Below are 26,487 nucleotides of genomic sequence, written 5' to 3' on the forward strand. Positions count from 1 at the left end.
GCGCTATCAACGGCTGTACAGCAGACAAAAAGAACCCCAGCAAAACTCACTGGGGTTTGGTACTTGCAAACATCACGTCAGAGTTTTGGCGTGCTGCGCGGCAAAAGGGGTGCGAACTCAGGCGACACGAACTGCGGTCATTTCCAGCATGCTTTTCATCGCTTCGACCACATCGCCGTCGACACAAGTTCGGCTGAATTCGTCGACTTCTGCTTCGGAGCACATGGAGACACCGGCTTTACGGTAGCGCATCGGCGAAGCAACCAGTCGGCTGGCGGAGCTGTGAACTTCCTGCAGACCACTATCGATAAATTTCTGCAAATTGCTCAAACGAACACCCGCACCGGCCATAATAATTGGACCCGTGCTCAGTTCATTTAGTTCCCGCAACAATGCAATTCCAGTTTCCGCGCTCTGCTGCTGGCCGGAAGTCAAAATGCGCGCAACGCCTAAATCCGTCAGTACGTCCAGCGAACGTTTGGGGCTGTGGCACAAATCAAAAGCGCGGTGGAAGGTCACCGCCATGCCATCACTGAGCGCCATGATCTGCCGCATGCGCACAATATCAACATGGGCATCTTCATCCAGCATGCCGATCACCACGCCAGGGAAACCGAGTTCACGCATCAGTGCAACATCGGATTTCATCACCTCAAATTCCTGTGCGGTGTAACAAAAATCGCCGCCACGCGGGCGAACAATCGGGTGAACCGGTATGGACAGTTCACGTTGTGCGGCTTCCAGCACGCCAGCTGACGGCGTCAGCCCGCCTTCGCGTGGGGCACTGCACAGTTCCACGCGATCGGCACCGGACTGCTGTGCAGTCATTGCACAGTCGATGCCGTAGCAACAAATTTCCAGTTTCGTCATAGCTTGCTCCTTTTCATGACTTCTGGCTCGAGAGGATGGCTTAAGTTAGTCTGCTTAATTGGACAGTTTACGTGGAAACCTCACTATGGCATTCGATTTTGATCAATGGATAGACCGTCGTCACAGCGATAGTTTGAAGTGGCACAAATATGGCGATCGTGATGTGCTGCCTTTATGGGTTGCAGACACTGATTTTCGCTCGCCGCCCTGCATTATTGAGGCCATTAAAAAACGCGCCGATCACGGTGTTTTTGGCTATGGCGGCACACCCACAGGATTGATTGATATTACTGTTTCCCGCCTGGCGCAGCGCTACAACTGGCATATTCAGCCGGAATGGATCGTTATACTGCCTGGCGTCGTCAGTGGTCTTAACCTTTCGGTCCGCGCGTTTACCGAGGCTGGGCAACGCACAGTCGCGCCAACGCCGATTTATCCACCGTTCCGCGCGGCCTCAAAACTCGCCGAGCGTGAACAGATCAACTTGCCGCTGCATTTACAGCATGGCCGCTGGGTCGTCGATCTCGATACGGCTGCGATGCAGGGCAATGAACGCCTGCTGATGCTGTGCAATCCGCAAAACCCCGGCGGCACCGTGTATCGTCGCGAGGAATTGGAGGCGCAACTGGCGTTTGCTCAGCAACACGATTTAATCGTTTGTTCTGATGAAATTCACTGTGATTTGATTTTGTCGCCCGATGCCCGCCATATTCCTTTTGCAGCATTGAGTGATGATGCTGCACAGCGCAGCATTACGCTGATATCGCCTTCGAAAACCTTCAACATCGCTGGTCTCGGCGCATCAATGGCGATTATCCCCAATCCTGAATTACGCAAACGGTTCAAACAGGTACGCGAAGGTATTGTGCCAGGGGTCGATATTCTCGCACTGGTGGCAGCAGAAGCAGCCTGGCGTGAAGGTGATGCATGGCTGGAGGCGCAAATCCAATACCTGCGGGCGAATCGCGACTGGCTAGTGGCGCAGGTGAGTGCACTCCCCGAACTGCAGATGAATTCGCCCGAAGCGACCTATCTCGGCTGGATTGATGCCAGCCAGCTGGATGTGGCCAGCCCCGCGCTCTATTTTGAAAAACACGGCCTCGGTTTTTCACCCGGCCGCGATTTTGGTGATGACAACTTCGTGCGCTTTAACTTCGGCTGTACTCGCGTCTTACTGGAACAGGCGGTGAGCCGATTGCATAGCGCAGTCATGGCACGGCGTTAGCCTTGTTCGCTGGCGACAATCTCTTCCAGTCGCCAGGGATGAAACTTGATGGTGGTTTGCCCGTCCGTCACCGCCAGTGTCGGGTTGGGCAAACGCTCATGCTCACCTTTTGGCGCGCTGGTTTTGAACGAAATGCCGGGTTGCGTCAGTGCATGATCGGAGAGCAATGCCATCGCGCGCATGCCCAAGGTTTCTGGCTCACCGCGCAACACGATTTCCACATGTTCCCAGCCTTCATGGCGATACAATTTCTCACCCGGCCAGGGTAACTCAATCACATCGACCTGCCATCCAGCGATCGTTAACGGCTGATGCAATTTGAACAAGCAGATCGGGCGTCCGTTGATCATTGCTTCGGAAAACTGACTGCCCATCTGCTGCAATCCCGCCTTCCAGCGCTCCGCCGTGGCGAACTGATGGCAGCGCACCGCCAGGTGATCGGCCTCATGTTCGGATAAACGCAGCCCTAATCTTTCAGCAAATTGCTGCAAGGAGTGCTCAAATCGAGCCAGGTCTTGTTCTAAATCACTCAGTTCCGCAGGAAAATTCATCTCAACACTCCAGACACATCAATATCAGTTTAATTATTTTAATCAATTTAAAAACAGCAGCGCTTCAGAATCCGCTTGACAAAGTCGTCGGATTCCTCCGATTTCATCATGGAAAAGACCTGAAACCGCATAAATAGGCCCTCTCTTTAGGATTATTCGCCTAAATAGGTCCAGCGGTTACTTTATGAAAACACCTTAAATCACTGTTAATATTAACGATAATTAATACAATGAGATAAGTCTTATTTCAGTTGCAAACAATTGCAGCTTGATACCCTTTCTTATAAATTTGTGTTTCACAACTACAAGGAATGGCTCTATGTCTATGCTCATTGTTGTCGCGGTCCTGATTGCATTGATGGGATTTGCAATTTCCCGCCACTGGAAGGTGCGTGAAGACAAAAGCGTTAAAAATCCTCGTCGTCACCCGCGTCGCCGTTAACCGGCGCGCGGGTTGCTGTTACCCGCCATTGCGCATGCTAAAAGCTGACGCACTTTAACATTTCACGTATACTTCCCCTCTTATTTTTCCGTCCCGCCGCGCTGTTGCGGGATGAAGGCATCGGCTCGCCGCCACTGGCGGGCCTTTTCAGCATATGAAGGTAACGCGGTGAATATTCAGGCTCTTCTATCCGATAAAGTCGGTCAGGCAATGGTAGCGGCGGGTGCGCCAGCAGATTGTGAACCTCAGGTTCGTCAGTCGGCTAAAGTGCAGTTCGGCGATTATCAGGCGAACGGTATCATGGCTGTGGCGAAAAAGCTCGGTCAGGCTCCGCGCCAGCTGGCTGAACAGGTGATTCAGCATCTGGATCTCGCCGGCATCGCCAGCAAAGTCGAAATCGCCGGCCCCGGCTTCATTAATATCTTCCTCGATCGCAACTGGTTGGCTACCCAGGCCGCGCAGGCTCTGCAACTGCCGCGCCTTGGCGTCAGCAGCCTCAAGCCACAAACCGTTGTCATTGACTACTCGGCACCCAACGTCGCCAAGCAAATGCACGTCGGTCACGTCCGTTCCACCATCATTGGTGACGCTGCGGTACGTACGCTGGAATTTCTCGGCCACAACGTGATCCGCGCCAACCACGTCGGTGATTGGGGCACTCAGTTCGGTATGCTGATTGCCTATCTGGAAAAGCAACAGAATGAGCACCACGAAGATATCGCGCTGGCGGATCTGGAAGAGTTCTACCGGGAAGCCAAGGTCACCTATGATGCGGACGAAGCCTTCGCCGAACGCGCCCGTGGTTACGTGGTGAAACTGCAAGGCGGCGACGAATATTGCCGTGCAATGTGGAAAAAACTGGTGGATATCACCATGAGCCAGAATCAGGAGGTCTATGACCGCCTGAACGTGACGCTGACGCGTAAAGATGTGATGGGTGAAAGCCTGTACAACGATATGTTGCCTGGCATCGTAAGTGATTTGCGTGAAAAAGGGCTGGCCGTAACCAGCGAAGGCGCAACCGTGGTGTTCCTTGATGAGTTCAAAAACAAGGAAGGCGAAGCGATGGGCGTGATCATCCAGAAAAAGGATGGCGGCTACCTCTACACCACCACCGATATCGCCTGCGCCAAATACCGCTATGAGACGTTGCATGCCGACCGCGTGCTTTACTACATCGATTCGCGCCAGCATCAACATCTGCAACAGGCGTGGACCATTGTGCGTAAAGCCGGATACGTGCCCGAGTCTGTGCCGTTGGAGCACCATGCGTTTGGCATGATGCTGGGCAAAGATGGCCGTCCATTTAAAACCCGTAGCGGTGGCACCATTAAGCTGGCCGATCTGCTGGATGAAGCCGTTGAGCGTGCGCATGCGCTGGTCAGCGAGAAAAACCCGGAAATGTCAGCGCAGGAGCTGAAAGATCTGGCGGAAGTGGTGGGTATCGGCGCGGTGAAATATGCCGATCTGTCAAAAAGCCGCACCACCGATTACATCTTCGACTGGGATAACATGCTGGCGTTTGAGGGCAACACTGCACCATACATGCAATATGCCTACACGCGCGTGCTTTCTGTGTTCCGTAAAGCCGGCATTGAAGCTGACAGCCTGAGCGGCGACATCGTGCTGACCGAAGAGCGTGAAGCGCAACTGGCAACTCGCCTGTTGCAGTTTGAAGAAGTGATCACCCAGGTTGCGCGTGATGGCACGCCGCATGTGATGTGTGCTTACCTGTACGATCTGGCAGGCCTGTTTTCAGGCTTCTACGAGCACTGTCCAATCCTCTCCGCCGAGGATGAGCAGGTGCGTAACAGCCGTCTGCAACTGGCTGCATTGACCGCTAAAACGCTGAAACAAGGTTTGGATACGCTGGGTATCAAAACCGTCGAGCGTATGTAGTAACAAAAAACCCGCCTCGGCGGGTTTTTTATTGGCTATTGGTAATTCACCGTCACTTCACTGCTCACCACTCGCAATCCCGGCGGTAACGCGCCCTTCCCCTGAAAACCGAACGCCAGATGCAGCGTCTCGTCAGCCGGAATATTCGCCAGGCTACGCGTTGAACCACTGCCGCCCTCAATCTCTACGCAACGCTGAGTAGCACACAAACGCACGATCAGCCCCGAGGGGGCTGGACGGCTCAACTGGTAACGCCAGTTCACCACCGTAATAGTGCCCACTGCGGGCGAAGGTGCTTTTAAAGCTGGCGTCGTGTGCCAGTTGCCGCGCACGCCGAGGCTCGGACCACTGGCACTGTCATGCCAGGATCCTGCTGCATCCACATAGAGCGGTAGCGCCATCATCGGCAACATCATTAGAGTCCAACACCAACGGCGCATCGGTTATTTGCCCCCAATGGTGGCGGTCATACGGATCTGGCGATTGTCGGTCAGCTCCATATTTGACAGCACCACCAACTGTGGCAGATTGCGGCGCAGGAAGCGCGCCAGCAAGGCACGCAGCGGATGGTTCACCAGCAGCACTGGTGGTGCACCCGTCATCTCTTGCTGTTGCAATGCACCCTGCGTCTGCACTAACAGACGATCGGCCAGGCCGGGCTCTAACCCCCCACCGCCCTGTAACGCTTGCAGCAGCAGACGCTCTAAGGTGGCATCCAGTCCAATCACCTGCACTTCACCGTTGCCTGGGAACCACTGCTGAGTAATCGCACGGCCCAGCGCCACACGTACCACGCTGGTCAGCTCTTGTGGATCGGTCTGGACCGGCGCATGTTCCGCCAGGGTTTCGATGATGGTGCGCATATCGCGGATCGAAACACGCTCAATTAACAGGTTCTGCAGCACTTTGTGCAGGGTGGTCAGGGTGATAACGCCCGGCACCAGATCTTCCGTCAGCTTCGGCATCTCCTGGGTCACGCGATCCAGCAGCTGTTGCGCTTCCTGACGACCAAACAGTTCACTGGCGTATTGACCAATCAGGTGGTTAAGATGCGTTGCCACCACGGTACTGGCTTCTACCACGGTAAAGCCCTGAATCTGCGCCTGCTCTTTCAGCGCACTATCGATCCAGATTGCCGCTAAACCGAAGGCAGGATCGACGGTCGGTTCACCCGGCAAAGAACCGGCTGCAGTACCAGGGTTGATCGCCATCCAGCGCCCAGGATAGGCATCACCGCTGCCAATTTCCACGCCTTTCATCAGGATGCGGTAACGCGCAGGCGGCAACTCCATGTTGTCACGGATGTGCACCACCGGCGGCAGGAAGCCCACCTCCTGTGCGACTTTTTTACGGATACTGCGGATGCGACCCAGCAGCTCACCGTTTTGCAAATGGTCAACCATGGGAATCAGGCGATAACCCACTTCGAGACCCAGCGAATCTTCCAGCTGCACGTCTTTCCAGGAAGCTTCCACCGTGGCGGGTGTCTCCTGCGTTTTGACCAGACTAGAAGGTTCAGAGGTAGTCTTCGGTTTCATCTCTCGACCGCGCAGCCACCAGGCCAGACCGAGCAACGCGGCGGTAAACAGCAGGAAGACAAAGTTGGGCATACCCGGCACCAGGCCGAGCAGACCGATAACACCACCACTCAGCATCAACACGCGCGGATTGCTAAACAGCTGGGAGACCATCTGATCGCCCACATCCTGATCGGTGCTGACGCGCGTCACGATAACACCCGCAGCGGTAGAGATGACCAGCGCCGGGATCTGTGCCACCAATCCATCACCGATGGTCAGCAGTGTATAGGTTTCACCTGCGTGCCCCAGATCCATGCCGTGCTGCACTACGCCCACCAGCAGACCGCCGATGACGTTAATCACCATAATCAAAATACCGGCGATGGCGTCACCACGTACGAATTTACTCGCACCGTCCATTGAGCCGTAGAAATCGGCTTCCTGGGTCACTTCGCTACGACGACGTTTGGCTTCCTCTTCCCCGATTAAACCGGCGTTAAGGTCAGCATCGATCGCCATCTGCTTACCGGGCATCCCATCCAGCACAAAACGCGCACCCACTTCGGCGATACGTCCGGCACCTTTGGTGATAACCATAAAGTTGATGATAACGAGGATGATGAACACCACGATACCGATGGCAAAGTTACCGCCCACGAGGAAGTGGCCGAAAGCTTCAACCACGCGTCCGGCGGCATCGGCACCCGTATGGCCCTCGAGCAGGATAATACGGGTTGAGGCGACGTTCAGCGCCAGGCGCAGCAACGTTGAGAACAGCAGAATGGTCGGGAATGCCGCGAATTCCAGCGTACGTTGGGTAAACATTGCCACCAACAACACCATGATCGATAAGGCAATGTTGAAGGTGAACAGCAGGTCGAGAATGAAGGCAGGTAACGGCAGCACCATCATCGACAGGATCAACATGATCAGTATCGGTCCAGCCAGCACCTTCCACTGCGTGTCTTTAAAGTTGCCCGGTAAACGCAGCTTTTCGGCCAGATTAGCCATCGTTTCTGTTCTCTCCTGCAAAGTCCATGTCTGCCGGAACCGGCAGCTGTTTTGGTTTAGTTGGGATCAAGCCACCTTCGCGTTTCCAGCGACGCAGTTGCCATACCCAGGCCAGCACTTCCGCCACGGCACCGTAAAGCGCGCCGGGGATGAACTGGCCAATTTCCGCGTGTCGATACAGCGCACGCGCCAGCGGCGGTGCTTCTAAAATCGGAATGCGATGTTCTTTTGCCAGCTCACGAATTTTTAGCGCAATATCCCCGGCCCCTTTCGCAATCACCTTTGGCGCGCTCATCTTGCCTTCCTGATACTGCAACGCCACCGAGTAGTGCGTTGGGTTGGTGACGATAACGTCGGCTTTCGGTACATCTGCCATCATGCGACGACGGGCCGCCGCACGCATCGCCTGACGAATGCGCCCTTTGACGTGCGGGTCACCTTCGTTTTGTTTGTGTTCGTCGCGGATTTCCTGGCGGGACATTTTCAGCTTTTTGAAATGGCTGTAGAGCTGCCAGAACACGTCGAAACCGACCATGGGCACCAGGCCCAGCATGATCAACGCACAGCTAATGGCGATCATGGTTAAACCGTGATGGAGCGCGTTGGTGGGTGATTCACTGATTAACCGCAGCATCTCCTGCCAGTGCGACCAGATGTACCAGCCACCCACCAGACCCACCAGCACCGCCTTCAAAATGGCTTTTAGCAGTTCCGCCCAGGTCTGTGAGGAAACCATGCGTTTAAGACCACTCAACGGATTCAGCTTGTTGAAATCCAGCTTGATCGATTTACCGCTGATATTGATCCCACCCAGCAGCATCGGTGCAGCTATCGCCACAATCACCAGGCCTGCCATCAACGGCAGCAGCGCCATCACTGCCTGGCCGATCAGGTTGCTAATGTGGGCGATGATCATTTTGTCATCGGTCACCATGGCATGATCGAAACGAAAGCCAGTGGCCAACATGCTGGCCAGCTGTTCAGCCATCAGTTCGCCGCCGAGCCACAGGATCAGCAAGCCCGCCAGCAGCATCAGTACCGATGTCAGCTCGCGCGATCGCGGAATCTGCCCCTCTTCTCGCGCCTTCTCTAGTCGGTGCGCCGTGGGCGATTCTGTTTTGTCCTCGTCGCTCTCTTCAGCCACGACATACCTCAGCTGGCAGGAATTCTGAGCATAGGATGCCAAAACCCGCCAAGGCTAAAGCGTGGATTAAGGGGGGAAAATACGAGTTTATTTAGCCATAAGTGAAATTGCGACGTTACAGCATAAGCCCGCTCCTCATGCGCGTCCCACCGTTACGCACCAGGCTACTTTAGCCAATGAGGAGTAACTGAATGCCGCATGCTGCTTCTTATACGAACCTGAATAAGGAATAAAAAAGGCGTCCTCCCGCACGTGATGAAAACATGGGGCCGGACGCCTTTATCCAAAGCACTCACTTTATCGCTATTAACGAAGCAAATGCGCAATGTCTCTTTGCTATAGCAAAGCCTGTGCCAGATAATTATCACTTTAAATTCAATCTCTCAGCGAAGCTAACTTGCTAACCATCATTTACTTTGCACAGAGATGACGCAGAATAAGCACAAAACTTGTGCAACCCCCTCCTCCGGGTTATGGCTTTAGTGTTATTACCCATACCCTGAAGTTTGGCCAAAACACCGTAAGTGAAAAAGTATGAGTCTTAAGCAAAAGCTGTGCCGTACTGACTTTAGATAGGGCGGAAATGTGCACGGAAATTCCGAAAGTAAGAAAATTGTTTACCTGCGCAATCTTTTTTTAACCTTAAGGAAAGATTAAGAAGACTTACCAATGACAAGACATCTTTCTACGGCACTTCGGCTTTATCGCCTGCGTCACACACTTACACGACTAAATAAGTAAATTCAGCTTATCTATCACTAAAGGCACAGGTTTTTTATCCCCCTGCTATGCGCTGTTTTCGCCCGTTAGCACGGGTTTTCTCGCTATGCAATGGATTGAATTCTCAAAAGTCTTAGGTAGACTGAGCACAGTACTATCTTTCTGTAAACTGACTGTTTTTTGATGGCTTTCCCGCTGCATACTCTGCCCGCCTTAAATGCGTGTGCCACATATTAATCTGCAGCTAATCTGATGAAATTTGAGGTTCATGGTGAATAAGAGTCTGTTGCTCACTCTGCTGGCAGTATTGACATTGGCGGGTTGTAAAGCGCCACCACCGCCGATGACTGATGACACCCTGGTCACCAGTGAGGTAAATGGCGTCAAGCTGGTTCACCGTCATGCGGTGGCAGCGCCAGGCGAATTCACGCCGGTTAATGAGAGTTTCCGCGCACTGTATGCGGCGTCGGTGATGACCACGCCAGATTATGGCGGCAAGGTCGTTCGTTATCTCGATAACGCTAAACCATTTGAAGTACTAGGACGTGTCGAACACAGTTGGTTAGCCGTTGCCGATGAACCCAATGGACAGCTGATTGGTTACATCCCGCCGAAAGCCGGGGTTGAAAGTAGCCGTTATGACGCCACCCTGCGTAGCGACCGTCCACGTCCCCGCCGTACTAAACAGGTCTGCGTGGCCGTTGGCGGAGCCAGCAAGGCTTGCCGCACCAACGATACCGCGACCTGGATCCTAGACTGATAATGCAATATGGCGCAGATTGTCCACAGCAAGGTCGCACTCTGTGGACGCTCCCTAGCGCCATTGCCAGGAAAAAAGATATTTAATGACCCAGGATTCTGTTGTCCGCGATGGCATTGTCGCGGGCAACGATAACCTTTTGCTTAATGCCGCAGCACCGATATTGAATGCCGTTGTCCGTATACGGCAGGCTGCTACGCATGACGATCCCGCCGGTTTACGCCAGTTACTCATTGAAGAGATCCGCCAATTCGAACATCGCTGCAAGCAAGCCGGTTTGCCGTTTGAGATGATCATTGGTGCGCGCTACTGCTTATGCAGCGTACTGGATGAAGCCGCCGCACAAACTCCATGGGGTACGCGCGGTGTGTGGTCAGGGAACGGCATGCTGGTCACTTTCCATAATGAAAGCTGGGGCGGCGAAAAAGTGTTTCAGCTACTTTCCCGCGTCTCGCAAAGCCCGCAGCAACACCTGTGGTTGCTGGAGCTGATTCATTACTGTCTGTTGCTGGGCTATGAAGGACGTTATCGCGGCAGCGATGCTGGCCGTGCACAGTGTGAAGGGATTCGTAAACGTCTCGCTCAACTGATCCAGGAAACGCGCCCGTCGACCACGAACCCGGCCGTGCCGCTGGTGGAAGTGCACCCCCTGGTCAGTCGCTTAACCCGTCCGATGGTGCCGCTATGGGCCTGTGCGATGTTAGCGGCCCTGATTGCCTGTCTGATTTACAGCGGCCTGAACTGGCGGCTGGGCAATGCGGCCGAGCCGCTGCTGCGCGCCATCTATCAAACACCGCTGCCACAAATTATGCCCGGCCGTCGCCCTACCTCACCGCAGGCATTGCTGGATTTGCATCAGCGTTTGAATGATGTGATCGCCGCCGGTCAACTTGAAGTCAGCGATGGCGCCTTTGGCAGTAAAGTGATCATTCCTGCCGATAAACTCTTCTCCCCTGACGGTACCGTGGTTAATCAGGTTGGTCGCGCGCTGCTGGCGCACGTTGCCAGCGCCATGAAAACCGTTAAAGGCACGGTACTGGTGTCGGTGTATACCGATAACAGCCCGGTGGATGGGCGTTTTGCCTCAAGCTATGAATTTTCCTTTGCGCGCGCACGCGCCGTGACCCAGTTGCTAAACCCGCAACTGGCGGAAGGGCACAGTGTGAAAGCGGAAGGCCGCGGCGACAGTAATCCGCTGCTGCCAAATGACAGCAATGAAAACCGCGCGCGCAACCGCCGTGTGGAGATCACCCTGTTTGCCGCACCGGAAACCCTTGGCAATCATCCAGGAGGTGAGTGATGCGCGCATCGCTGCAACATCTGTTAACCCACCGCCTGCTGTGGAGCCTGATTGGTGTCACTGCCTTAAGCTGTGTGCTGTGGATGCTCGGCCCGCTGTGGAGTTGGGGAGACACCCGCCCCCTTGAGCCGGTGTTTCCTCGTCAACTGCTGGTCGGTTTGCTGTTCTTCTGCTGGGTGCTGTTCCAGTTTATCCCGGCGATCTGGCGCGGCTGGTTTAACAGTAAACTCCTCAACCGTTTGCAGGAGATGAGTCACGAAGAGCTGTCCGATCGTCAGGCCACTGATACGCTGCTGGCTCAGCGCTTCAGTGAAGCAGCGCTGCGCCTGAAACGCACACAGTTTGGTCGACGTCATCAACAGAACTGGCTGGCCCGCTTTCAGAGCCACTATCTCTACCAGCTGCCCTGGTATGTGATGATTGGGGCGCCCGGCGCGGGCAAAACCACCGCCCTGCTCAATGCCGGACTGGAGTTTCCACTGACCGATAGCCTTGGCAAAGCGGCGATTCGCGGCGTCGGCGGTACGCGTCACTGCGACTGGTGGTTTACCGACAGCGCGGTGTTGATCGATACCGCAGGGCGATATGCTCTTCAGGAGAGCCAGCGTGTACGCGACGGCGCCGAGTGGCAGAGTTTTATTAACCTGCTGAAACGCTATCGCACCCGCCAGCCGATCAACGGCGTGATCATGACCATTAGCGTTGCCGATCTGCTCACCGATTCCGCGGAAGCACGTCACGCACAGGCCAGCGCGTTACGTAGCCGCATGCAGGAGTTACACCAGCAAACCGGTATCCATTTCCCGGTGTATGTGATGGTGACCAAGACCGATCTGCTGAAAGGGTTTTTAAGCTTTAACGAAGGCCTGAGCAAACCGCAGCGCGACGCCATCTGGGGATTCACCTTCCCCTGGGAACCGGGTAAACCGCACAAAGATGACTGGCATAACAGTTTTAGCCAGCAATATCAGCGTTTGGAACAGCGCCTGCAGCAGCAACTGCCCACGGTGATGGCGAATGAACGCGATCTCACCCTGCGTGCTGACTGTTTCCTGTTCCCACAGGAGTTCAGTTCGTTAAGGCCGTTGCTGAATGAGTACCTGGATGTGGTGTTCTCGCGCCATGAGGATGAGATTGCCTGGTCAGCGCGCGGCTTATTCTTTACCAGCGGGACTCAGGAAGGCTTACCGTTTGATCGCATCATGGGCGAACTCAACCGTAAGCTTCAATTGCCACATACCGGTGAAAGTAGCCTCGCCACCTGGGATAGCGTCACCCGTAATAACCCCATCCCCGGCAATAAAGGCCAGAGTTTCTTTATCCGCGACCTGCTGAGCGATCTGGTGTTCCGCGAAAGTGGCTTAGCGGGCAGTAACCGCCATTGGGAGTACCGCAACCGCCTGTTCCACTGGATTGGCTACGGTGCGCTCACTGGCGCATTGCTTTTGCTCTCCGGTTTATGGCTGGCCAGCTATGTCCAGAACCAGCAATATCTTAACCAGGTCGCCGAGCGTATTGAGCCAATGACTCGTCAGAGTCAGCAGGTGATTCATCAGCCAGCCGATAATATCTTTGATCTGCTACCCTTCTTAAATAACCTGGTGAAGCTGCCGTTGTCGGAGCGCTTTTCCCTCGACAATCCACCGCTTAGCATGCGCGTGGGTCTCTATCGTGGCAACCAGGTAAGCGATGCGGCATGGGTGCTTTATCAAAATGCGCTTAAGTCTCTACTGTTACCGCGCGTGGCCCAGCAAATCACCAATTTGCTGCGTGATGACCCCGGTAACGACAATGAATACAGCCGCAATGCGCTGCGTGCCTATCAGATGTTGTATCAACCGCGGAATTATGACGGCGAATTCCTGCGCGCCTGGCTGATGCAGAATCTTCAACGCAATCTGCCAGATGATGTCAGCGCCCGGGATTTGCAGCAGCTTGACTGGCATCTTAGCCAGCTTCTGGATCAGCAGATTCAGTCGTCGCCTTATGCGCGAGATAACGCACTAATGATGCGCAAGCTTGCAGAAAATCTGAAAATTGCCGGTGCGAATGGCAGTTCGCTGGCGATTGCACCACAGCGGGTTTCGCAGCGATTGACCGGACACAGTGAGTAATGGTGAGGTAACCATGGCGACGCACACCGCGCCGGGTTGGTACGGCAAATTACCGGCCACCGGCGATTTCCTGCGCCAGCGCCTGAGTGAGAATACCGTGACGCCCTGGAGCCATTGGTTTCAACAGGGGCTCATGCACTGGCATCAGCAACCCGATGCCTCCACTCAGCTGTTTCTGCGCGCACCTGTCTGGAATTTTGTTCTGCCGCTGTCGCCGCTACGTCAGCAGGTGCAGATGGGCTGCCTGCTGCCCTCGTGCGATCGCGTGGGGCGCAGCTGGCCGCTGTTGGCTTTGCGAAGTTTTCCGCTCAGCCACTGGCACAGCGCTCAGCTGGCCATGTCGGGCGACTGGTTTCAGGAGTTGGGCACGCTGCTACTGCGCGGCGTGCGTGACCGGCTGAACCCAGATGCGCTGGAGCAGCAGATGCAACGCGTCACGCCGCTGATGGTCCCGGACAATCAGCTCAGCGATATTATGGATGTGATTGGTTTTGATGATCTGCCCTGCACGCTGAGCTGGCGTGAAGTGGCGGATAAATTTGATCCCCAGCAGCATATTAGCTACTGGTGGAGTAATCGCAGTGACGGTTTTGCCCACGCCACACACAAACACAGTGGGCCGCTCACCGCGCAACTTTTTGCGTTACTGTTTAACCCGGCGGCAGGTGCACAGCCGGGACGCAACGGCCTCTATCCACCCATGTTTGAATGAGCCGCAGCGTTTTCCTTGTTAACAGGATGACTCATGCAATTTACCATTGTGCAGTGCAATACGGATGTGCCAGCAAAGACAGTTGCTTTTAAACCGCCTGGGGGAACCATTGGCCGCAGTCAGGATAACGATCTGGTGCTGCCTGACGAATCGCGCGCCATTTCACGCTTGCAGGCGCTGGTGCATATCTCCCCGGAAGGTGAATGCCGCCTGACCAATCAGGGCAGCGTGACCTCGGTGGTATTGAACGGCGTGGCGCTACAGCGTGGTTCACAAGTGCAATTACAGCATGGTGATGCACTGCAAATCGGCGATTATGGCCTTGAGGTGCGCGATCCTGCCTGCCAGAGTACCCAGCATGATGACCCGCTCACGTTCTTCGCGGACAGCACTGCCGATCCTCTCGGTATGCAGCAGGCGTTCGACAGGGTGCCGGAACCCACTGCGGCGCGTCCGGAGCGCCTGACTGACCCACGCCTGGGTATTGATCCACAAAGTGATGCCCCTTCGGCTCCCGCCACGTTGCCGCATGCAGATCAGGACAAGCTGCTGGCCGCGCTGCTGGAGGGCATGGGATTGAACAATGGCCATCACACGACGATCACCGAAGAGCAGATGCGCGTGACCGGCCGCATGCTGAGCCTGTTCTCGCAAGGCACTGTTGCCCTGCTCTCTTCCCGTTCGATCCTCAAGCGCGGCGTGAAAGCCGATATGACGATGATCCTCAATGAGGCCAACAATCCGTTTAAAATTTTGCCTTCGGGTAAGACGGTATTGATGCAGATTTATCAGAGCCAGATGCCCGGTTTTATGCCGCCAGAAGCGGCAGTGCGCGATGCACTGGTGGATTTGCAGGCGCATCAGTTGGGTATGATCGCTGGCATACGCGCGATCATCGCGGCGATGCTGCAATCCTTCAATCCGCAACGGCTGGAAGAGGAAGCACGTAAAGATGGCGTGTTGCCTAAGCTACCGTTTAACGGCGGGCGTAAAGCGGCCTTGTGGGATTACTTTTCACGCCACTACCAGCGCACTGCCGGTGAAATTGAAGATGACTTCCATACCCTGTTTGGTGAAGCGTTCCTGCATGCGTATGACATGGAAGTGAATCAATATAAAGATTCCCAGACTCGGACCGAAGACGCATGAAAATGATGTTTGCCAGCCGTTGCCAGCAGGGAATGCGCGATGAAAACCAGGATCGCACCGGAGCCGAGCTGGATGAGCACAAAGCCTGCTTTCTGGTTTGCGATGGCGTGGCCGGTTTGCCGGGCGGTGACAAAGCGGCGCAAATCGTGCGGGATACGCTGCTGACCCAGTTACACAACAGCCCGACGTTCACGCCCGAGAGCACTCGTGCAGCGATTGAGCACTGCCAGCAGGTGTTGCTTGAGGCGCAGGGAAAAAATCCGAAATATGCTCGCATGAGCACCACGCTGGCCGCGCTGTTTATTGACCGCGAGACACAGCGCGCATGGTGGGCGCATGCTGGTGACAGCCGGGTTTATCACTTCCGTCATGGGGTGTTGAGTCAAGTGACGCGTGACCATAGTCTGGCCCAGCAACTGCGCGAAGCAGGCTATGAAAATACCGGAATTAACAGTAATTTACTCTATAATGCGCTCGGCGTTGAGCCTGCACGTCCAGCCACCTTTAGTGAAGTGATTTCATTGACGGATGGCGATGCGTTTCTCGTCTGCACCGACGGGTTCTGGCTCAATCTGACCACTCACGAGATGGAACAAGCCCTGCGCATGGTCAATGCCTGCGAAGAGTGGCTGACTTTGATGGAACAAGCCGTTAACCGCAGTGTAAAAAGCGACAATCTCAGCGCTCTGGCCATCTGGATTGGCGAACCGCAGGAAGCGACGCTGCTTTATTCCCAGGCTGATGCGGCACGTTTTCTGCCGACACGTTATTGATCCCAAGGACCCTTATGAAAGTGTGGTTGCCGGGCTTAGCGACCCTGTTGCTGGCTCTAAATGCGCAAGCTGATGATTATCGTGTGGTCTATTCGCCGAGTCTGTCGCTTGAAGTCTACATCGATAATGTGGCCAGCAATTCACCCAACGACTGGTGCAAAGAGACCTTGCCGTTGCGTATTGTTTCCGGCAAAAGCACTGATTCCAGCATTCTGACCAGCTTCCTGCCGCGCGTTGGCACGCTGCTGGCGAATCAATGCGGCACGCTGGATGAAATCCCGTGGCAGATGACCAATAAAGACGGCAGCGTGCTGGCCAACGGCAGCGCAGCAAAATTACAGAACTGGCGACCCATCGTGATTAACGATGCGACCGCCAGTGCCAGTGCCAGCAATGCCGCCCCGCTGGATCTCTCACGCCCGGCAGACAGCACCCCATTGCAGCACTTTACCCTACCAGCGGGTTGTCATTTCCGCACCTCCTGGGACGAAAACGGCGACTCGCTATTTATTCCGGATAACCCGCAGCAGCACTGCTCCACGGATGGCTGGCTTGAAGGCCCGAGTGAATTAACGCTGATGAGTGGTGACAAAACCCGCTCGCTGGCGGTGAATTTCTATCAGGGCTACCCCATTGCCAACCTCAAGCTCAGCGGCCCGGCACTGGAAGTGGTGGCGGTGAACAAACAGCGCATGATCGTGACGCGTCCGGACGCCGAAGAGAGTTGGTTAGTGCTGCCGTTCGATAGCCAGCAACATGTGTGGCGCTTCACCGGCAATCTGCTGATTAAAATGGATAAGACAGCAGGTCAAGACAGTGACACGGTGAAGAGTCGGGTTGAAACCTTACGCGGCGTTTGGTCGTCGCAGTTTATGCCACAGCAAAAAGTGACTGTGTTACTGATTGACACCCTGCATGCGGATCTTGCCGATCCGGCGATTGGTGCCTGGCGTAACATTAATTAATTAGCGGTCGTCGCCTGACGTCAACAGACTGGCAGGCGCTACAGGACGTGTTCAGAGAGTTCACTATGTCGGCAAACGAAAACCACACACCGAATGCCCTGCCTGCGGGTTACCGGTTTAATGAATTTGAAATCAAGGAAGTGATTGGCGGCGGCGGCTTTGGCATTGTTTACCGTGCCTGGGACCATCAACTGGAACGCACCATCGCCATCAAAGAGTACATGCCGGTTTCACTGGCGGTGCGTGCCGCTGACCTGTCGCTGGAGTTGCGTGGCGAGCGCTTCCAGAAACTGTTCAACGCCGGACGTAACAGCTTCATTCAGGAAGCCCGTTTGCTCGCACGTTTTAATCATCCCGGCCTGCTGCACGTGTTGCGCTTCTGGGAAGAGAATGGCACCGCCTATATGGGCACGCTCTACTACAGCGGGATGACATTGAAAGAGTGGCAGGTCACCAGCCCGGACAGTATCGATGAGTCCTGGATTCGTCGGCTGTTACCGCCGCTGTTTGGCGCCATTAATACCATCCATACCGCCGGTTATCTGCACCGTGATATTTCGCTGGATAACATCCAAATCCAGGAAAATCAGCTGCCGGTGTTACTCGATTTTGGCTCAGCGCGGAAGGAGATCGGCAATCTCTCCGATGAAACCGAGATCATGCTGAAGCCTGGCTTTGCCCCGATTGAGCAATACAGCGAAGAGGGTGAAGTTGAGCAAGGTCCGTGGACCGATATCTATGCGCTTGGCGCGGTGCTGCACAATCTGATTACCGGCCATGCGCCTCCGGTTAGCGTGGTGCGCTGCATCGAGGATAACTATCAGCCACTGGTTGAACGCAAGCCAGCAGGCTATTCCCTGCCGCTACTGCATGCCATCGACTGTGCGCTGGCAATGAAACCCGGCGATCGCCCACAAAGCATTGATGCGTTTGCCAGCCTGATTGATTTGCCGGTGAGCGATGTTGAAGCACTGGTCACCACCTTCCCGGTGGCGGTTGAAGCTCCAGCTCCAGCGCCTGAACCCGTCGCCGCTCCGGTGCCTGAACCACAGGTAATGGCGGTGAATCATGCAGCGGCGGCGATTGAACCTGTCACGCCACGCAACGTGCGTCGCCTTTCGCCTGGTCTGGTCGCCGCCGCTGCCATTGCCATTCTGGCCGTGGTGGTGGTGGTGTGGAAAACGAATCGCCACATTGAAACCGCTTCGATCGCCGCGACACCTTCTGCGTCAGCGCCGGTAGCGAGTCAGAGCGCAGCAGCCAGCGCGCCAGGTAGGGCAACCGTCTATCTGCGCTTGCAGGAGGGAGAGAAAGTGCTGCTTAACGGCGAAGCGAAGGACGTGAAACCCACCAGCAGCGGCTTTGCTTCACTCAATCTGGCGGCGGGGAGTTATCGCATTGAAGTGCAAAATGGCAGCCAGGTAATGAGCCAATCACTGACCATTGACAAACCCGGCACCTGGCTGATTAATCCGGTTAAACAGTAGTTAACGCGCTGCAGACTGCTGCAGCGCCCTCACTTCAGCGGCCAGACGCGTCAACGCATCTTCCTGCATGCCGCGTTTACCCAACTCCTGTTCGAGGGAGTAGAGATACTGAGCATTGGTACCCAATGGTCCGCTGGCCTGGGCAATCAACGGTGCGATGGTGCTGCGACAGGAGTCTGCTTCATACAGCGGGTGACGCGGATCCATGATGAATACCAACGCCGTCACTTTGCGAGCATCTTCCAGTTCCAGTTCGCACCAGGTTGGCAGATAACAGCCGGTGATCATCTCGCGCTTCCACAGCAGCTCCAGCTCGTCATGCAGCCGCGCTTCGGGTAAACGGAAAGCCAGACCGCTGGTTGAACCGCCTTCTTTTAGCGCCAGCATACGACCGGGCGTCGATACCGTTCCTCTGCCGGCGGTCAGACGCAGACAGAAAGCACGATGCCAGCCTTCGAGTCGTCCGGAAGCCACTTCTTCCGCCTCAAAAACCGGGTTCCACATCAGGGAGCCATAGCCAAAAATCCACACCGGGCTTTGGTCAGGGCGACAAGCCAGTGTGGCAGCGAGTGACGCGGCACGCTTTTCACAGCTCCACAGCAGCGCTTCGTCGATATCGCCAAATGATGTTTTACAATCCGCTTTTAACAGAAATTCCCGGGTTAACAATGCGACCTCCTCTACTGCGCTGACATCCTGTCGGTTCGGCTCCTCAAAGATGATGTCTTACAGGCAACACGCGTTGCGTCGACTTAAGAGAAGACATTAATGCATTTTTAACAAAAGTTTCAAGATTGACCCCGATCACAAAGGGGAAATTCTTTGTAAATAGCATCGGCTGACTGGCAGATAACTTGAACAGCGTGATGACGAAGAAAGCAATGAAATGGCAAACATATACTTTAGTTACACAAGGTTTTTTAAATTCATAAAACTCCGATAAACCGCATTGAAATAAGATTAAAACAGGTATTATTTTATCCTAAAATTACTTTTATCGATTCATAACAAAATGAATAGTCTACGTTATTAGTAGATAATTACTTCTTTTGATGGATTAGAATCAAAAACCTGACTAAGTAAAGTCGCGTAAAAAGCCTGAAACACAACTGTTGAAAAGTTACACTGCGCTGCGTCAGAAAAGTCATTATATTTATCAGGCACTGATCGCCTGTTTTGTTCTTTTTGCCGGAGAGGATGGTGAATGGCTACACATGAGAAAACCCGACATACCGAGTACTCACTGATTTTCCCGATTGTCGCGCTGACGGTGCTGAGCTTCTTTGGCGGTCAGACGGCATTATTGCCGATTATCGGCATCAACCTGCTGGCGCTGGTCGCCATCCTTTGTAGTGCTTTCAGCGTGGTGCGTCATGCTGACGTGCTGGCACACCGCCTGGGTGAACCCTATGGCTCGCTGATTTTGAGCCTGTCTGTGGTTATTCTGGAGGTCAGTTTGATCTCCGCCTTGATGGCCACCGGCGATGCGGCACCTGCGCTAATGCGTGACACGCTCTACTCCATCATCATGATTGTGACCGGCGGTCTGGTGGGCTTTGCGCTGCTGCTCGGCGGACGCAAATTCGCCACCCAATATGTCAATCTGGCGGGCGTTAAGCAGTACATGATTGCCATCTTCCCGCTGGCGATTCTGGTGCTGGTGTTCCCGAATGCGCTGCCAGGCGGTAACTTCACCACGGCTCAGGCGTTGATCATTGCCGCGATCTCCGCTGCCATGTACGGCGTGTTCCTGCTGATTCAGACCAAAACGCACCAGAGCCTGTTTGTTTATGAGCATGAGGATGACGGTGACGATGGCGATCCGCATCATGGTAAGCCTTCTGCGCATAGCTCACTGTGGCACACGGTATGGTTGATCATTCATCTGATCGCGGTGATCAGCGTGACCAAGATGAACGCCAACACGCTGGAGCATCTGCTGACGGAACTGAATGCACCTGAGCAGTTCACCGGTTTCCTGGTGGCGTTGCTGATTCTGTCGCCGGAAGGGTTAGGGGCCATCAAAGCGGTGTTAATGAACCAGGTACAGCGTGCGATGAACCTGTTCTTTGGTTCGGTATTAGCCACCATCTCCCTGACGGTACCAGCGGTGAGCATTATCGCCACCCTGACCGGTCAGCAGCTGATATTTGGTCTTGAGCCACCACATATGGTGATCATGAGTGCCGCGCTGATTCTGTGCCATATTTCGTTCTCAACCGGGCGTACCAATGTGCTGAACGGCGCCGCGCATCTGGCACTGTTTGCCGGCTATTTACTGACAATTATGCTGTAGCGTCTGACGCTCAGATTCAAAGCAAAAAAAAGGCGCCCATCGGCGCCTTTCTTACATCTGGATAACGCAATTAGTTGCTGGTATCCAGTTCCGGGAAACTCTTGACCAGATCATCAATCGCTTTCATCTGCACCAGGAATGGCTCCAGCTTATCCAGCGGCAGCGCGGATGGGCCGTCGCATTTCGCGCTGTTCGGCTCAGGGTGCGCTTCAATAAACAGACCGGCGATACCCACCGCCATACCCGCACGAGCCAGTTCAGCTACCTGCGCGCGACGTCCACCTGAAGCCGCGCCGAACGGATCGCGCGTCTGCAGTGCGTGGGTCACGTCGAAGATCACCGGGCTGTTGTTGGTGACCTTCTTCATCACGTTGAAGCCCAGCATATCGACAACCAGGTTGTCGTAACCGAAATTGCTGCCACGGTCGCACAGGATTACTTTGTCGTTACCGCCTTCCGCGAATTTATCGACAATGTTACCCATCTGGCCTGGGCTAACGAACTGCGGTTTCTTAACGTTGATGACTGCACCGGTTTTCGCCATCGCTTCCACCAGATCGGTCTGACGCGCCAGGAACGCAGGCAGCTGAATCACATCAACGACATCCGCCACCGGCTGCGCCTGTGAAGCTTCATGCACATCAGTGATGATTTTCACGCCGAACGCCTGTTTCAGCTCCTGGAAAATCTTCATGCCCTCTTCCAGACCTGGACCACGGTAGGATTTGATGGAAGAGCGGTTAGCTTTGTCAAAAGAGGCTTTGAACACGTAAGGGATACCGAGTTTGTCGGTCACTTTTACATAGTGTTCGCAAATACGCATGGCGAGGTCGCGCGATTCCAGCACGTTCATGCCACCAAAGAGAACAAATGGCAGATCGTTTGCGACCTTGATATCGCCGATATTTACTACTTTCTGAGTCATGCCCTTTCCTTATTGTCGAGATGACGCTTAGTGCAGCGTCACCTGTTTCTGTTCAATTGCGTGAATCTGCACTTTAATCATTTCGCTGACCGGATCTTCTGGACACTGTTCAACGAAGTAGGTCAAATCGGTCAGCGCGATATGTTCACACTCAAGCTGAGCGTAGATTAACCCCCGATCGCGGATTTCATACGGGTCATCGGGATCAATCTGCAGCAGTACCTGGCTGACGTTTAACGCCAGTTCCATCTGCTTCTCTTCCATCAGTGCCGCTTTCAACGTATCCAGCATTTTACGCATCACGTTGATGGTTTTAGCTTCATCCAGATCATCATTGTAGAGCTTCGCGGTCGGGCTGATATTGCCCTTCAGCCACACTTCCAGCGTATGTGTATCCAGCGTTTCGCCGTTGAAAGGGTTGATCAACCACATTTCACCGTCCAGCCAGTCAGCACGCAGAATCAACTGGGTAGGGAAAATCACCGGGATCAGCGGCAGCTCCAGCTCGTCGGCAATGTGTAACAGAATCACCCCCAGCGATACGGCGGTGCCCTGTCGGCTCTTCAGCACTTTATCGATCCACAGCGCATCGGACAAATTGTAGACGCCGCTGGCGCCACCAAAGCCCCACTGGCGATAAAACAATTCAAGCAGCTTGCCCAGTTGCAAGTCGGCATCCTGTTCGCTGCTGACGTATTCCCGTGCTTCTTCAACTAATGCCGCCAGCTGTTGCTGAACGGATGGCGCAGAAAAATCATTGCGTATGGCGCAGGTTGCGCCAATCACCGCTTCACTCAACGGTGTTTCACTGTAATCAACTAGCTCTGGCGAGGTCATACTATCCCCAATAACGGCATTTTGGTCATCGCCAGCTTAATCACAAACAGCAGTGCTACGATTGCAATCAGACAAGCGATCCAACGTGTCCCCATCTTGCGTGGGCGACGGCTCAATGCCACGGAACCTAAGGCGATGTAGATAATAACCCCTAACAGCTTCTCCGTCAGCCAGCTTCCTTGCGGTGAGAACGGATAAAAGTGTGTGATCACCACCAGCCACACGCCACTGAGCAGCAAAAAGGTGTCATTAATATGCGGCGCAATGCGCACCCAGCGACGCTGTAGCATCGCTGAACCGGTGGTTAACCAGTAAAAACGCAGCAGAAACAAGCTGATCGTCAACGCTACCGTCAGCAGGTGAAAATGTTTAACCAGCGGATACCAGCTTGCCATGGTGCTTCCTTAAATCAAAAAAATTGCCCAAGTGTGACGCGCGGATTGCCGCCATAATCGTTAATGCTGCTGACCTGCTGATAGCCGTGCTGCGTCATGATGCCGCGCACAGCTTCATCTTGTTGCCAGCCGTGCTCCAGTAACAGCCAGCCGCCAGACTGCAACCACTGTGGGGCACGGTGAATAATCAAACGCAAATCAGCCAGCCCCGCCTCGTCGGCCACCAGTGCGCTAAGCGGTTCAAAGCGTACATCGCCCTGCTGCAGATGCTCATCGGCGGCGTCGATATAAGGAGGATTGCTGACGATGAGATCGAAACGCTGGGCGGGAATGTCATCGAACCAGTGGCTGAGCTGGAAACGCGCATTGCTGATGTGCAACCGCTGAGCATTCTCTTCCGCCAGCGCCACGGCTGCTGGGATACGGTCGCAGCCCAACACCTGGCAGTCAGAACGTTCACTCGCCAGCGCTAATGCGATAGCACCGGTGCCAGTGCCAAGATCGAGCAAGGAGGACGGTGTTACGGGAATACGTAAGAGCGCCTGTTCCACCAGCACTTCGGTATCCGGACGCGGAATTAATGTGGCATCATTGACGCGCAACGGCAGCGACCAAAACTCACGCTCGCCCACCAGATGCGCAATCGGTTCGCCTTTCACCCGACGCGCCAGCAGCGCATTAAGTTCGGCAAGCTGAGTAGCGTCGAGTTCATGATCGTCAAACGCCACCAGCCAGCTGCGTGATTTTCCCGTTACGAACCCCAGCAAAATCTCCGCATCCCGTTTCGGGCTGTCTCCGCCACAGAGTGCGACCACTGCGTGCTTGAGCCAGTGGCGAATCATCATCAGTCTTGTCCAGCCAGCGCGGCCAGCTGATCGGCCTGATACTCCTGCACAATCGGCTCGATCAACGTATCCAGCTTCCCTTCCATGGTTTCATCCAGGCGGTACAGCGTCAGGTTGATACGATGATCGGTAACACGACCCTGCGGGAAGTTGTAAGTGCGGTTACGGTCCGAACGGTCGCCGCTGCCCAGCAGGTTACGGCGGGTTGAGGCTTCAGCAGCGTTACGCTTGGCGGTTTCGGCGGCATGAATACGCGCACCCAATACCGCCAGCGCTTTGGCTTTGTTTTTGTGCTGGGAACGTTCGTCCTGACACTCAACCACAATACCGGTGGGCAAGTGGGTAATACGAATCGCTGAGTCGGTGGTGTTAACGTGCTGACCACCGGCACCTGAGGAGCGGAAGGTATCGATTTTCAGGTCGCCCGCGTTGATTTCCGGCATTTCGGCTTCCGGCAATTCTGGCATCACCGCCACGGTGCAGGCAGAGGTATGAATACGGCCCTGAGATTCGGTTTCCGGGACGCGCTGAACACGATGACCGCCGGATTCGAATTTCAAGCGACCGTAAGCGCCTTCACCATTAATTCGGGCGATAACTTCTTTGTAGCCGCCGTGCTCGCCTTCGTTGGCGCTAATGATCTCGACCTGCCAGCGGCGTGCTTCGGCATAACGGCTGTACATACGGAACAGATCGCCTGCGAAAATTGCCGCTTCATCTCCGCCGGTTCCGGCGCGCACTTCCACAAAGCACGAACGTTCATCATCGGGATCTTTTGGCAGCAGCAGCACCTGAAGCTGTTGTTCCAGCACTTCACGCTTCTCACGCGAAATTTTTAACTCTTCGTTAGCCATTTCACGCATTTCAGGATCGTCGAGCATCATTTCAGCTGTTTCGATATCTTCCTGCACCTGCTGCCAGTCGCGGAAGCAACGGGTCACATCGGTCAACTGTGCATATTCGCGTGATAAGGCGCGAAAACGTTCCTGATCGCCAATGACGCCGGCATCGCCCAGCAACGCTTCAACTTCTTCGTGGCGTTCCTGGAGGGCTTCCAGCTTGGCAACAATAGAGCTCTTCATGTAATAGAGGGTATCCCAGTGATAGGTCGTGACAGACCAGATTACTCTAAACCGAGGCTGTCACGTAAGATCTGCAGGCGTTCGTTGTCGCCATCGCGCGCGGCCTGCTGCAGTGATTTGGTTGGTGCATGAATCAGACGGTTGGTCAGCTTGTGCGCTAACTCTTGCAAGACTTTCTCGGCATCCGCGCCCTGACGCAGCGCGGCAATCGCACGCTCCTGCAACTCGGCACGCACGTCGTCCGCCTGTGAACGATATTCGCGAATGGTGTCGCCCGCGCTTTGCGCACGCAGCCATGCCATAAATTCGCCACTTTCCTGCACAACTATGCTTTCGGCCTGGACTGCAGCGGCTTTGCGTTGTGCCAAATTCTGCTCGATGATCGCTTGCAGATCATCGACGCTGTACAAATAGGCGTTCGCCAGCTTACCCACTTCAGGTTCGACATCACGCGGTACGGCGATATCCACCAGCAGCATCGGCTGGTTGCGACGTGCTTTCAAGGCGCGCTCCACCATGCCTTTGCCAATAATCGGCAGCGGGCTGGCAGTAGAAGAAATAATGATATCCGCATCGGCCAGACGGGTTTCAATATCACCCAACCCAATCACTTCTGCGCCCACTTCATCGGCCAGCAGCTGCGCACGCTCGCGGGTGCGGTTGGCAATCATCAACTTCTGCACTTTGTGTTCACGCAGATGACGCGCCACTAACTCGATGGTTTCCCCGGCGCCCACCAGCAACACGTTGACCGTGCTGAGTGATTCGAAGATTTGACGCGCCAGAGAACAGGCGGCGAAGGCGACAGAGACCGCGCTGGCACCGATTTCAGTTTCGGTGCGCACGCGTTTAGCGACGGAGAAGGTCTTCTGGAACATGCGCTCCAGCTCGCTGCTTAGCGCATGGTCACGCGAAGAATCAGCATGGGCCTTTTTAACCTGGCCGAGAATTTGCGGTTCGCCCAATACCAGCGAATCCAGACCGCTGGCAACGCGCATCAGATGGCTGACGGCGGCGTTGTCCTGATGCCAGTAAAGGCTGGCTCGGACATCCTCTTCACGCAGATCGTGATACTCGCACAACCAGCGCACCAACCTCTCCTGCAAATCTGTCTGCTGCTCTACGCTGAGATAGAGTTCAGTACGATTACAGGTTGAGAGCACCACACCACTTTGAACCATCGGCTGGGACAACAGGCTATTCAGAGCCTGATCCAGCGTGTCTGGCAGAAACGCAACGCGTTCGCGCAGCGCAACAGGTGCGGTTTTGTGGTTGATTCCGAGAGCAAGCAGCGTCATGGTGATTCGGGTTGGGATGTCCCAATATTTGTCAGGGCTTTGTGAAGCGCATTCTACAAGATGCCACAGATCAAGAAAAGCCATACAAAGGCTATGACTGTAATAAGATTAAACTGATCGTGCGCAATTATCCTTACATCGGCATTGACGGCGTAGTATTGGATGGT

Annotated in this window: 24 protein-coding genes; 12 read left to right on the top strand and 12 right to left on the bottom strand. The window is 54.7% G+C overall.

Translation table 11 applies throughout. The features are described 5' to 3' along the window. Positions 1-117: 117 nt before the first annotated feature. Positions 118-870, bottom strand: coding sequence for a copper homeostasis protein CutC (gene cutC / locus QMZ65_RS02495; protein ID WP_034828632.1), 753 nt, complete (start codon positions 868-870; stop codon positions 118-120). A gap of 85 nt (positions 871-955) precedes the next feature. Here cutC and QMZ65_RS02500 point away from each other — a divergent pair, with 85 nt between their 5' ends. Next, positions 956-2,095, top strand: coding sequence for a MalY/PatB family protein (locus QMZ65_RS02500; protein WP_283215312.1), 1,140 nt, complete (start codon positions 956-958; stop codon positions 2,093-2,095). Here the strand turns inward: QMZ65_RS02500 and QMZ65_RS02505 are convergent. Then, a complete protein-coding gene (locus QMZ65_RS02505; RefSeq protein ID WP_283215313.1) occupies positions 2,092-2,646 on the bottom strand; it encodes a VOC family protein in 555 nt (184 codons plus the stop codon). The two genes, QMZ65_RS02500 and QMZ65_RS02505, sit on opposite strands and share 4 nt — an antisense overlap. A 319-nt stretch (positions 2,647-2,965) precedes the next feature. Here QMZ65_RS02505 and QMZ65_RS02510 point away from each other — a divergent pair, with 319 nt between their 5' ends. Beyond that, on the top strand, positions 2,966-3,088 hold the full coding sequence (locus tag QMZ65_RS02510; RefSeq protein WP_007889544.1) for a hypothetical protein: 123 nt from the start codon (positions 2,966-2,968) through the stop codon (positions 3,086-3,088). Positions 3,089-3,256: 168 nt separating this feature from the next. Further along, the gene (gene argS, locus QMZ65_RS02515) at positions 3,257-4,987 is read left to right on the top strand and encodes an arginine--tRNA ligase (RefSeq protein ID WP_045832925.1); all 1,731 of its coding nucleotides are present in this window, start codon (positions 3,257-3,259) and stop codon (positions 4,985-4,987) included. 35 nt (positions 4,988-5,022) lie between these two features. Here argS and flhE read toward each other — a convergent pair whose 3' ends face one another. The 3 genes from flhE to flhB are packed head-to-tail and all read right to left on the bottom strand — an operon-like array spanning position 5,023 to position 8,662. Continuing rightward, positions 5,023-5,427, bottom strand: a complete 405-nt coding sequence (gene flhE / locus QMZ65_RS02520; protein ID WP_097116846.1) for a flagellar protein FlhE — start codon at positions 5,425-5,427, stop codon at positions 5,023-5,025. Between the two features lie 3 nt (positions 5,428-5,430). Then, positions 5,431-7,518 carry a flagellar biosynthesis protein FlhA gene (gene flhA, locus QMZ65_RS02525; RefSeq protein WP_058960198.1) on the bottom strand — a complete coding sequence of 696 codons (2,088 nt, stop codon included), beginning with the start codon at positions 7,516-7,518 and terminating at the stop codon, positions 5,431-5,433. Next, a complete protein-coding gene (gene flhB / locus QMZ65_RS02530; protein ID WP_283215314.1) occupies positions 7,511-8,662 on the bottom strand; it encodes a flagellar biosynthesis protein FlhB in 1,152 nt (383 codons plus the stop codon). Before flhB ends, flhA begins: the two co-directional genes overlap by 8 nt. Positions 8,663-9,650: 988 nt before the next feature. On the opposite strand from flhB, the gene QMZ65_RS02535 reads away from it, so the two are divergent. From QMZ65_RS02535 to QMZ65_RS02570, 8 genes are all read left to right on the top strand, one after another. Beyond that, a complete protein-coding gene (locus QMZ65_RS02535) occupies positions 9,651-10,142 on the top strand; it encodes an SH3 domain-containing protein (protein ID WP_176505716.1) in 492 nt (163 codons plus the stop codon). 85 nt (positions 10,143-10,227) lie between these two features. Further along, the gene (gene icmH / locus QMZ65_RS02540; protein ID WP_058960205.1) at positions 10,228-11,442 is read left to right on the top strand and encodes a type IVB secretion system protein IcmH/DotU; all 1,215 of its coding nucleotides are present in this window, start codon (positions 10,228-10,230) and stop codon (positions 11,440-11,442) included. Further along, a complete protein-coding gene (gene tssM / locus QMZ65_RS02545; protein WP_097116837.1) occupies positions 11,442-13,556 on the top strand; it encodes a type VI secretion system membrane subunit TssM in 2,115 nt (704 codons plus the stop codon). The genes icmH and tssM overlap by 1 nt, the downstream gene beginning before the upstream one ends. 13 nt (positions 13,557-13,569) lie before the next feature. Continuing rightward, a complete protein-coding gene (gene tagF, locus QMZ65_RS02550; RefSeq protein WP_283215315.1) occupies positions 13,570-14,268 on the top strand; it encodes a type VI secretion system-associated protein TagF in 699 nt (232 codons plus the stop codon). 33 nt (positions 14,269-14,301) lie between these two features. Beyond that, positions 14,302-15,417, top strand: coding sequence for a type VI secretion system-associated FHA domain protein TagH (tagH, locus tag QMZ65_RS02555; protein ID WP_283215316.1), 1,116 nt, complete (start codon positions 14,302-14,304; stop codon positions 15,415-15,417). Beyond that, complete coding sequence (locus tag QMZ65_RS02560) at positions 15,414-16,190, top strand: PP2C family protein-serine/threonine phosphatase (RefSeq protein ID WP_045816028.1); 777 nt, start codon at positions 15,414-15,416, stop codon at positions 16,188-16,190. Before tagH ends, QMZ65_RS02560 begins: the two co-directional genes overlap by 4 nt. A 14-nt stretch (positions 16,191-16,204) precedes the next feature. Continuing rightward, the gene (locus tag QMZ65_RS02565) at positions 16,205-17,155 is read left to right on the top strand and encodes a hypothetical protein (RefSeq protein WP_034824256.1); all 951 of its coding nucleotides are present in this window, start codon (positions 16,205-16,207) and stop codon (positions 17,153-17,155) included. Between the two features lie 65 nt (positions 17,156-17,220). Continuing rightward, entirely contained in the window at positions 17,221-18,642 is a 1,422-nt protein-coding gene (locus QMZ65_RS02570) for a serine/threonine protein kinase (RefSeq protein WP_283215317.1), read from the top strand. On the opposite strand, the gene QMZ65_RS02575 is transcribed toward QMZ65_RS02570, so the two are convergent. Beyond that, a complete protein-coding gene (locus tag QMZ65_RS02575; RefSeq protein WP_034824260.1) occupies positions 18,643-19,311 on the bottom strand; it encodes a gamma-glutamylcyclotransferase in 669 nt (222 codons plus the stop codon). It abuts the gene before it with no gap. Between the two features lie 535 nt (positions 19,312-19,846). On the opposite strand from QMZ65_RS02575, the gene chaA reads away from it, so the two are divergent. After that, positions 19,847-20,938, top strand: coding sequence for a sodium-potassium/proton antiporter ChaA (gene chaA / locus QMZ65_RS02580; RefSeq protein WP_097116833.1), 1,092 nt, complete (start codon positions 19,847-19,849; stop codon positions 20,936-20,938). Between the two features lie 70 nt (positions 20,939-21,008). On the opposite strand, the gene kdsA is transcribed toward chaA, so the two are convergent. The 6 genes from kdsA to hemA are packed head-to-tail and all read right to left on the bottom strand — an operon-like array spanning position 21,009 to position 26,320. After that, a complete protein-coding gene (gene kdsA, locus QMZ65_RS02585) occupies positions 21,009-21,863 on the bottom strand; it encodes a 3-deoxy-8-phosphooctulonate synthase (protein WP_034824264.1) in 855 nt (284 codons plus the stop codon). Between the two features lie 27 nt (positions 21,864-21,890). Next, positions 21,891-22,700, bottom strand: a complete 810-nt coding sequence (sirB1, locus tag QMZ65_RS02590; protein ID WP_034824266.1) for an invasion regulator SirB1 — start codon at positions 22,698-22,700, stop codon at positions 21,891-21,893. Next, the gene (locus QMZ65_RS02595) at positions 22,697-23,095 is read right to left on the bottom strand and encodes a SirB2 family protein (RefSeq protein WP_034824269.1); all 399 of its coding nucleotides are present in this window, start codon (positions 23,093-23,095) and stop codon (positions 22,697-22,699) included. The genes sirB1 and QMZ65_RS02595 overlap by 4 nt, the downstream gene beginning before the upstream one ends. Before the next feature lie 14 nt (positions 23,096-23,109). Continuing rightward, a complete protein-coding gene (prmC, locus tag QMZ65_RS02600; RefSeq protein WP_283215318.1) occupies positions 23,110-23,940 on the bottom strand; it encodes a peptide chain release factor N(5)-glutamine methyltransferase in 831 nt (276 codons plus the stop codon). Next, the gene (gene prfA / locus QMZ65_RS02605) at positions 23,940-25,022 is read right to left on the bottom strand and encodes a peptide chain release factor 1 (RefSeq protein WP_034824272.1); all 1,083 of its coding nucleotides are present in this window, start codon (positions 25,020-25,022) and stop codon (positions 23,940-23,942) included. The genes prmC and prfA overlap by 1 nt, the downstream gene beginning before the upstream one ends. A gap of 41 nt (positions 25,023-25,063) precedes the next feature. Continuing rightward, entirely contained in the window at positions 25,064-26,320 is a 1,257-nt protein-coding gene (gene hemA / locus QMZ65_RS02610) for a glutamyl-tRNA reductase (RefSeq protein ID WP_160832808.1), read from the bottom strand. Between the last annotated feature and the right edge of the window lie 167 nt (positions 26,321-26,487).

This window comes from Pantoea sp. EABMAA-21, assembly GCF_030053335.1.
In the GTDB taxonomy this organism is placed as follows: domain Bacteria; phylum Pseudomonadota; class Gammaproteobacteria; order Enterobacterales; family Enterobacteriaceae; genus Pantoea; species Pantoea communis.

Coding starts and splice junctions, on each gene's coding strand:
- flhE (WP_097116846.1), bottom strand. CDS start 5,427: ATGCGCCGTTGGTGTTGGACTCTAATGATGTTGCCGATGATGGCGCTA.
- QMZ65_RS02505 (WP_283215313.1), bottom strand. CDS start 2,646: ATGAATTTTCCTGCGGAACTGAGTGATTTAGAACAAGACCTGGCTCGA.
- chaA (WP_097116833.1), top strand. CDS start 19,847: ATGGCTACACATGAGAAAACCCGACATACCGAGTACTCACTGATTTTC.
- hemA (WP_160832808.1), bottom strand. CDS start 26,320: ATGACGCTGCTTGCTCTCGGAATCAACCACAAAACCGCACCTGTTGCG.
- QMZ65_RS02570 (WP_283215317.1), top strand. CDS start 17,221: ATGTCGGCAAACGAAAACCACACACCGAATGCCCTGCCTGCGGGTTAC.
- tagF (WP_283215315.1), top strand. CDS start 13,570: ATGGCGACGCACACCGCGCCGGGTTGGTACGGCAAATTACCGGCCACC.
- QMZ65_RS02565 (WP_034824256.1), top strand. CDS start 16,205: ATGAAAGTGTGGTTGCCGGGCTTAGCGACCCTGTTGCTGGCTCTAAAT.
- tssM (WP_097116837.1), top strand. CDS start 11,442: ATGCGCGCATCGCTGCAACATCTGTTAACCCACCGCCTGCTGTGGAGC.
- QMZ65_RS02595 (WP_034824269.1), bottom strand. CDS start 23,095: ATGGCAAGCTGGTATCCGCTGGTTAAACATTTTCACCTGCTGACGGTA.
- prfA (WP_034824272.1), bottom strand. CDS start 25,022: ATGAAGAGCTCTATTGTTGCCAAGCTGGAAGCCCTCCAGGAACGCCAC.
- flhA (WP_058960198.1), bottom strand. CDS start 7,518: ATGGCTAATCTGGCCGAAAAGCTGCGTTTACCGGGCAACTTTAAAGAC.
- icmH (WP_058960205.1), top strand. CDS start 10,228: ATGACCCAGGATTCTGTTGTCCGCGATGGCATTGTCGCGGGCAACGAT.
- kdsA (WP_034824264.1), bottom strand. CDS start 21,863: ATGACTCAGAAAGTAGTAAATATCGGCGATATCAAGGTCGCAAACGAT.
- tagH (WP_283215316.1), top strand. CDS start 14,302: ATGCAATTTACCATTGTGCAGTGCAATACGGATGTGCCAGCAAAGACA.
- QMZ65_RS02535 (WP_176505716.1), top strand. CDS start 9,651: ATGGTGAATAAGAGTCTGTTGCTCACTCTGCTGGCAGTATTGACATTG.
- cutC (WP_034828632.1), bottom strand. CDS start 870: ATGACGAAACTGGAAATTTGTTGCTACGGCATCGACTGTGCAATGACT.
- prmC (WP_283215318.1), bottom strand. CDS start 23,940: ATGATGATTCGCCACTGGCTCAAGCACGCAGTGGTCGCACTCTGTGGC.
- sirB1 (WP_034824266.1), bottom strand. CDS start 22,700: ATGACCTCGCCAGAGCTAGTTGATTACAGTGAAACACCGTTGAGTGAA.
- QMZ65_RS02560 (WP_045816028.1), top strand. CDS start 15,414: ATGAAAATGATGTTTGCCAGCCGTTGCCAGCAGGGAATGCGCGATGAA.
- QMZ65_RS02510 (WP_007889544.1), top strand. CDS start 2,966: ATGTCTATGCTCATTGTTGTCGCGGTCCTGATTGCATTGATGGGATTT.
- QMZ65_RS02500 (WP_283215312.1), top strand. CDS start 956: ATGGCATTCGATTTTGATCAATGGATAGACCGTCGTCACAGCGATAGT.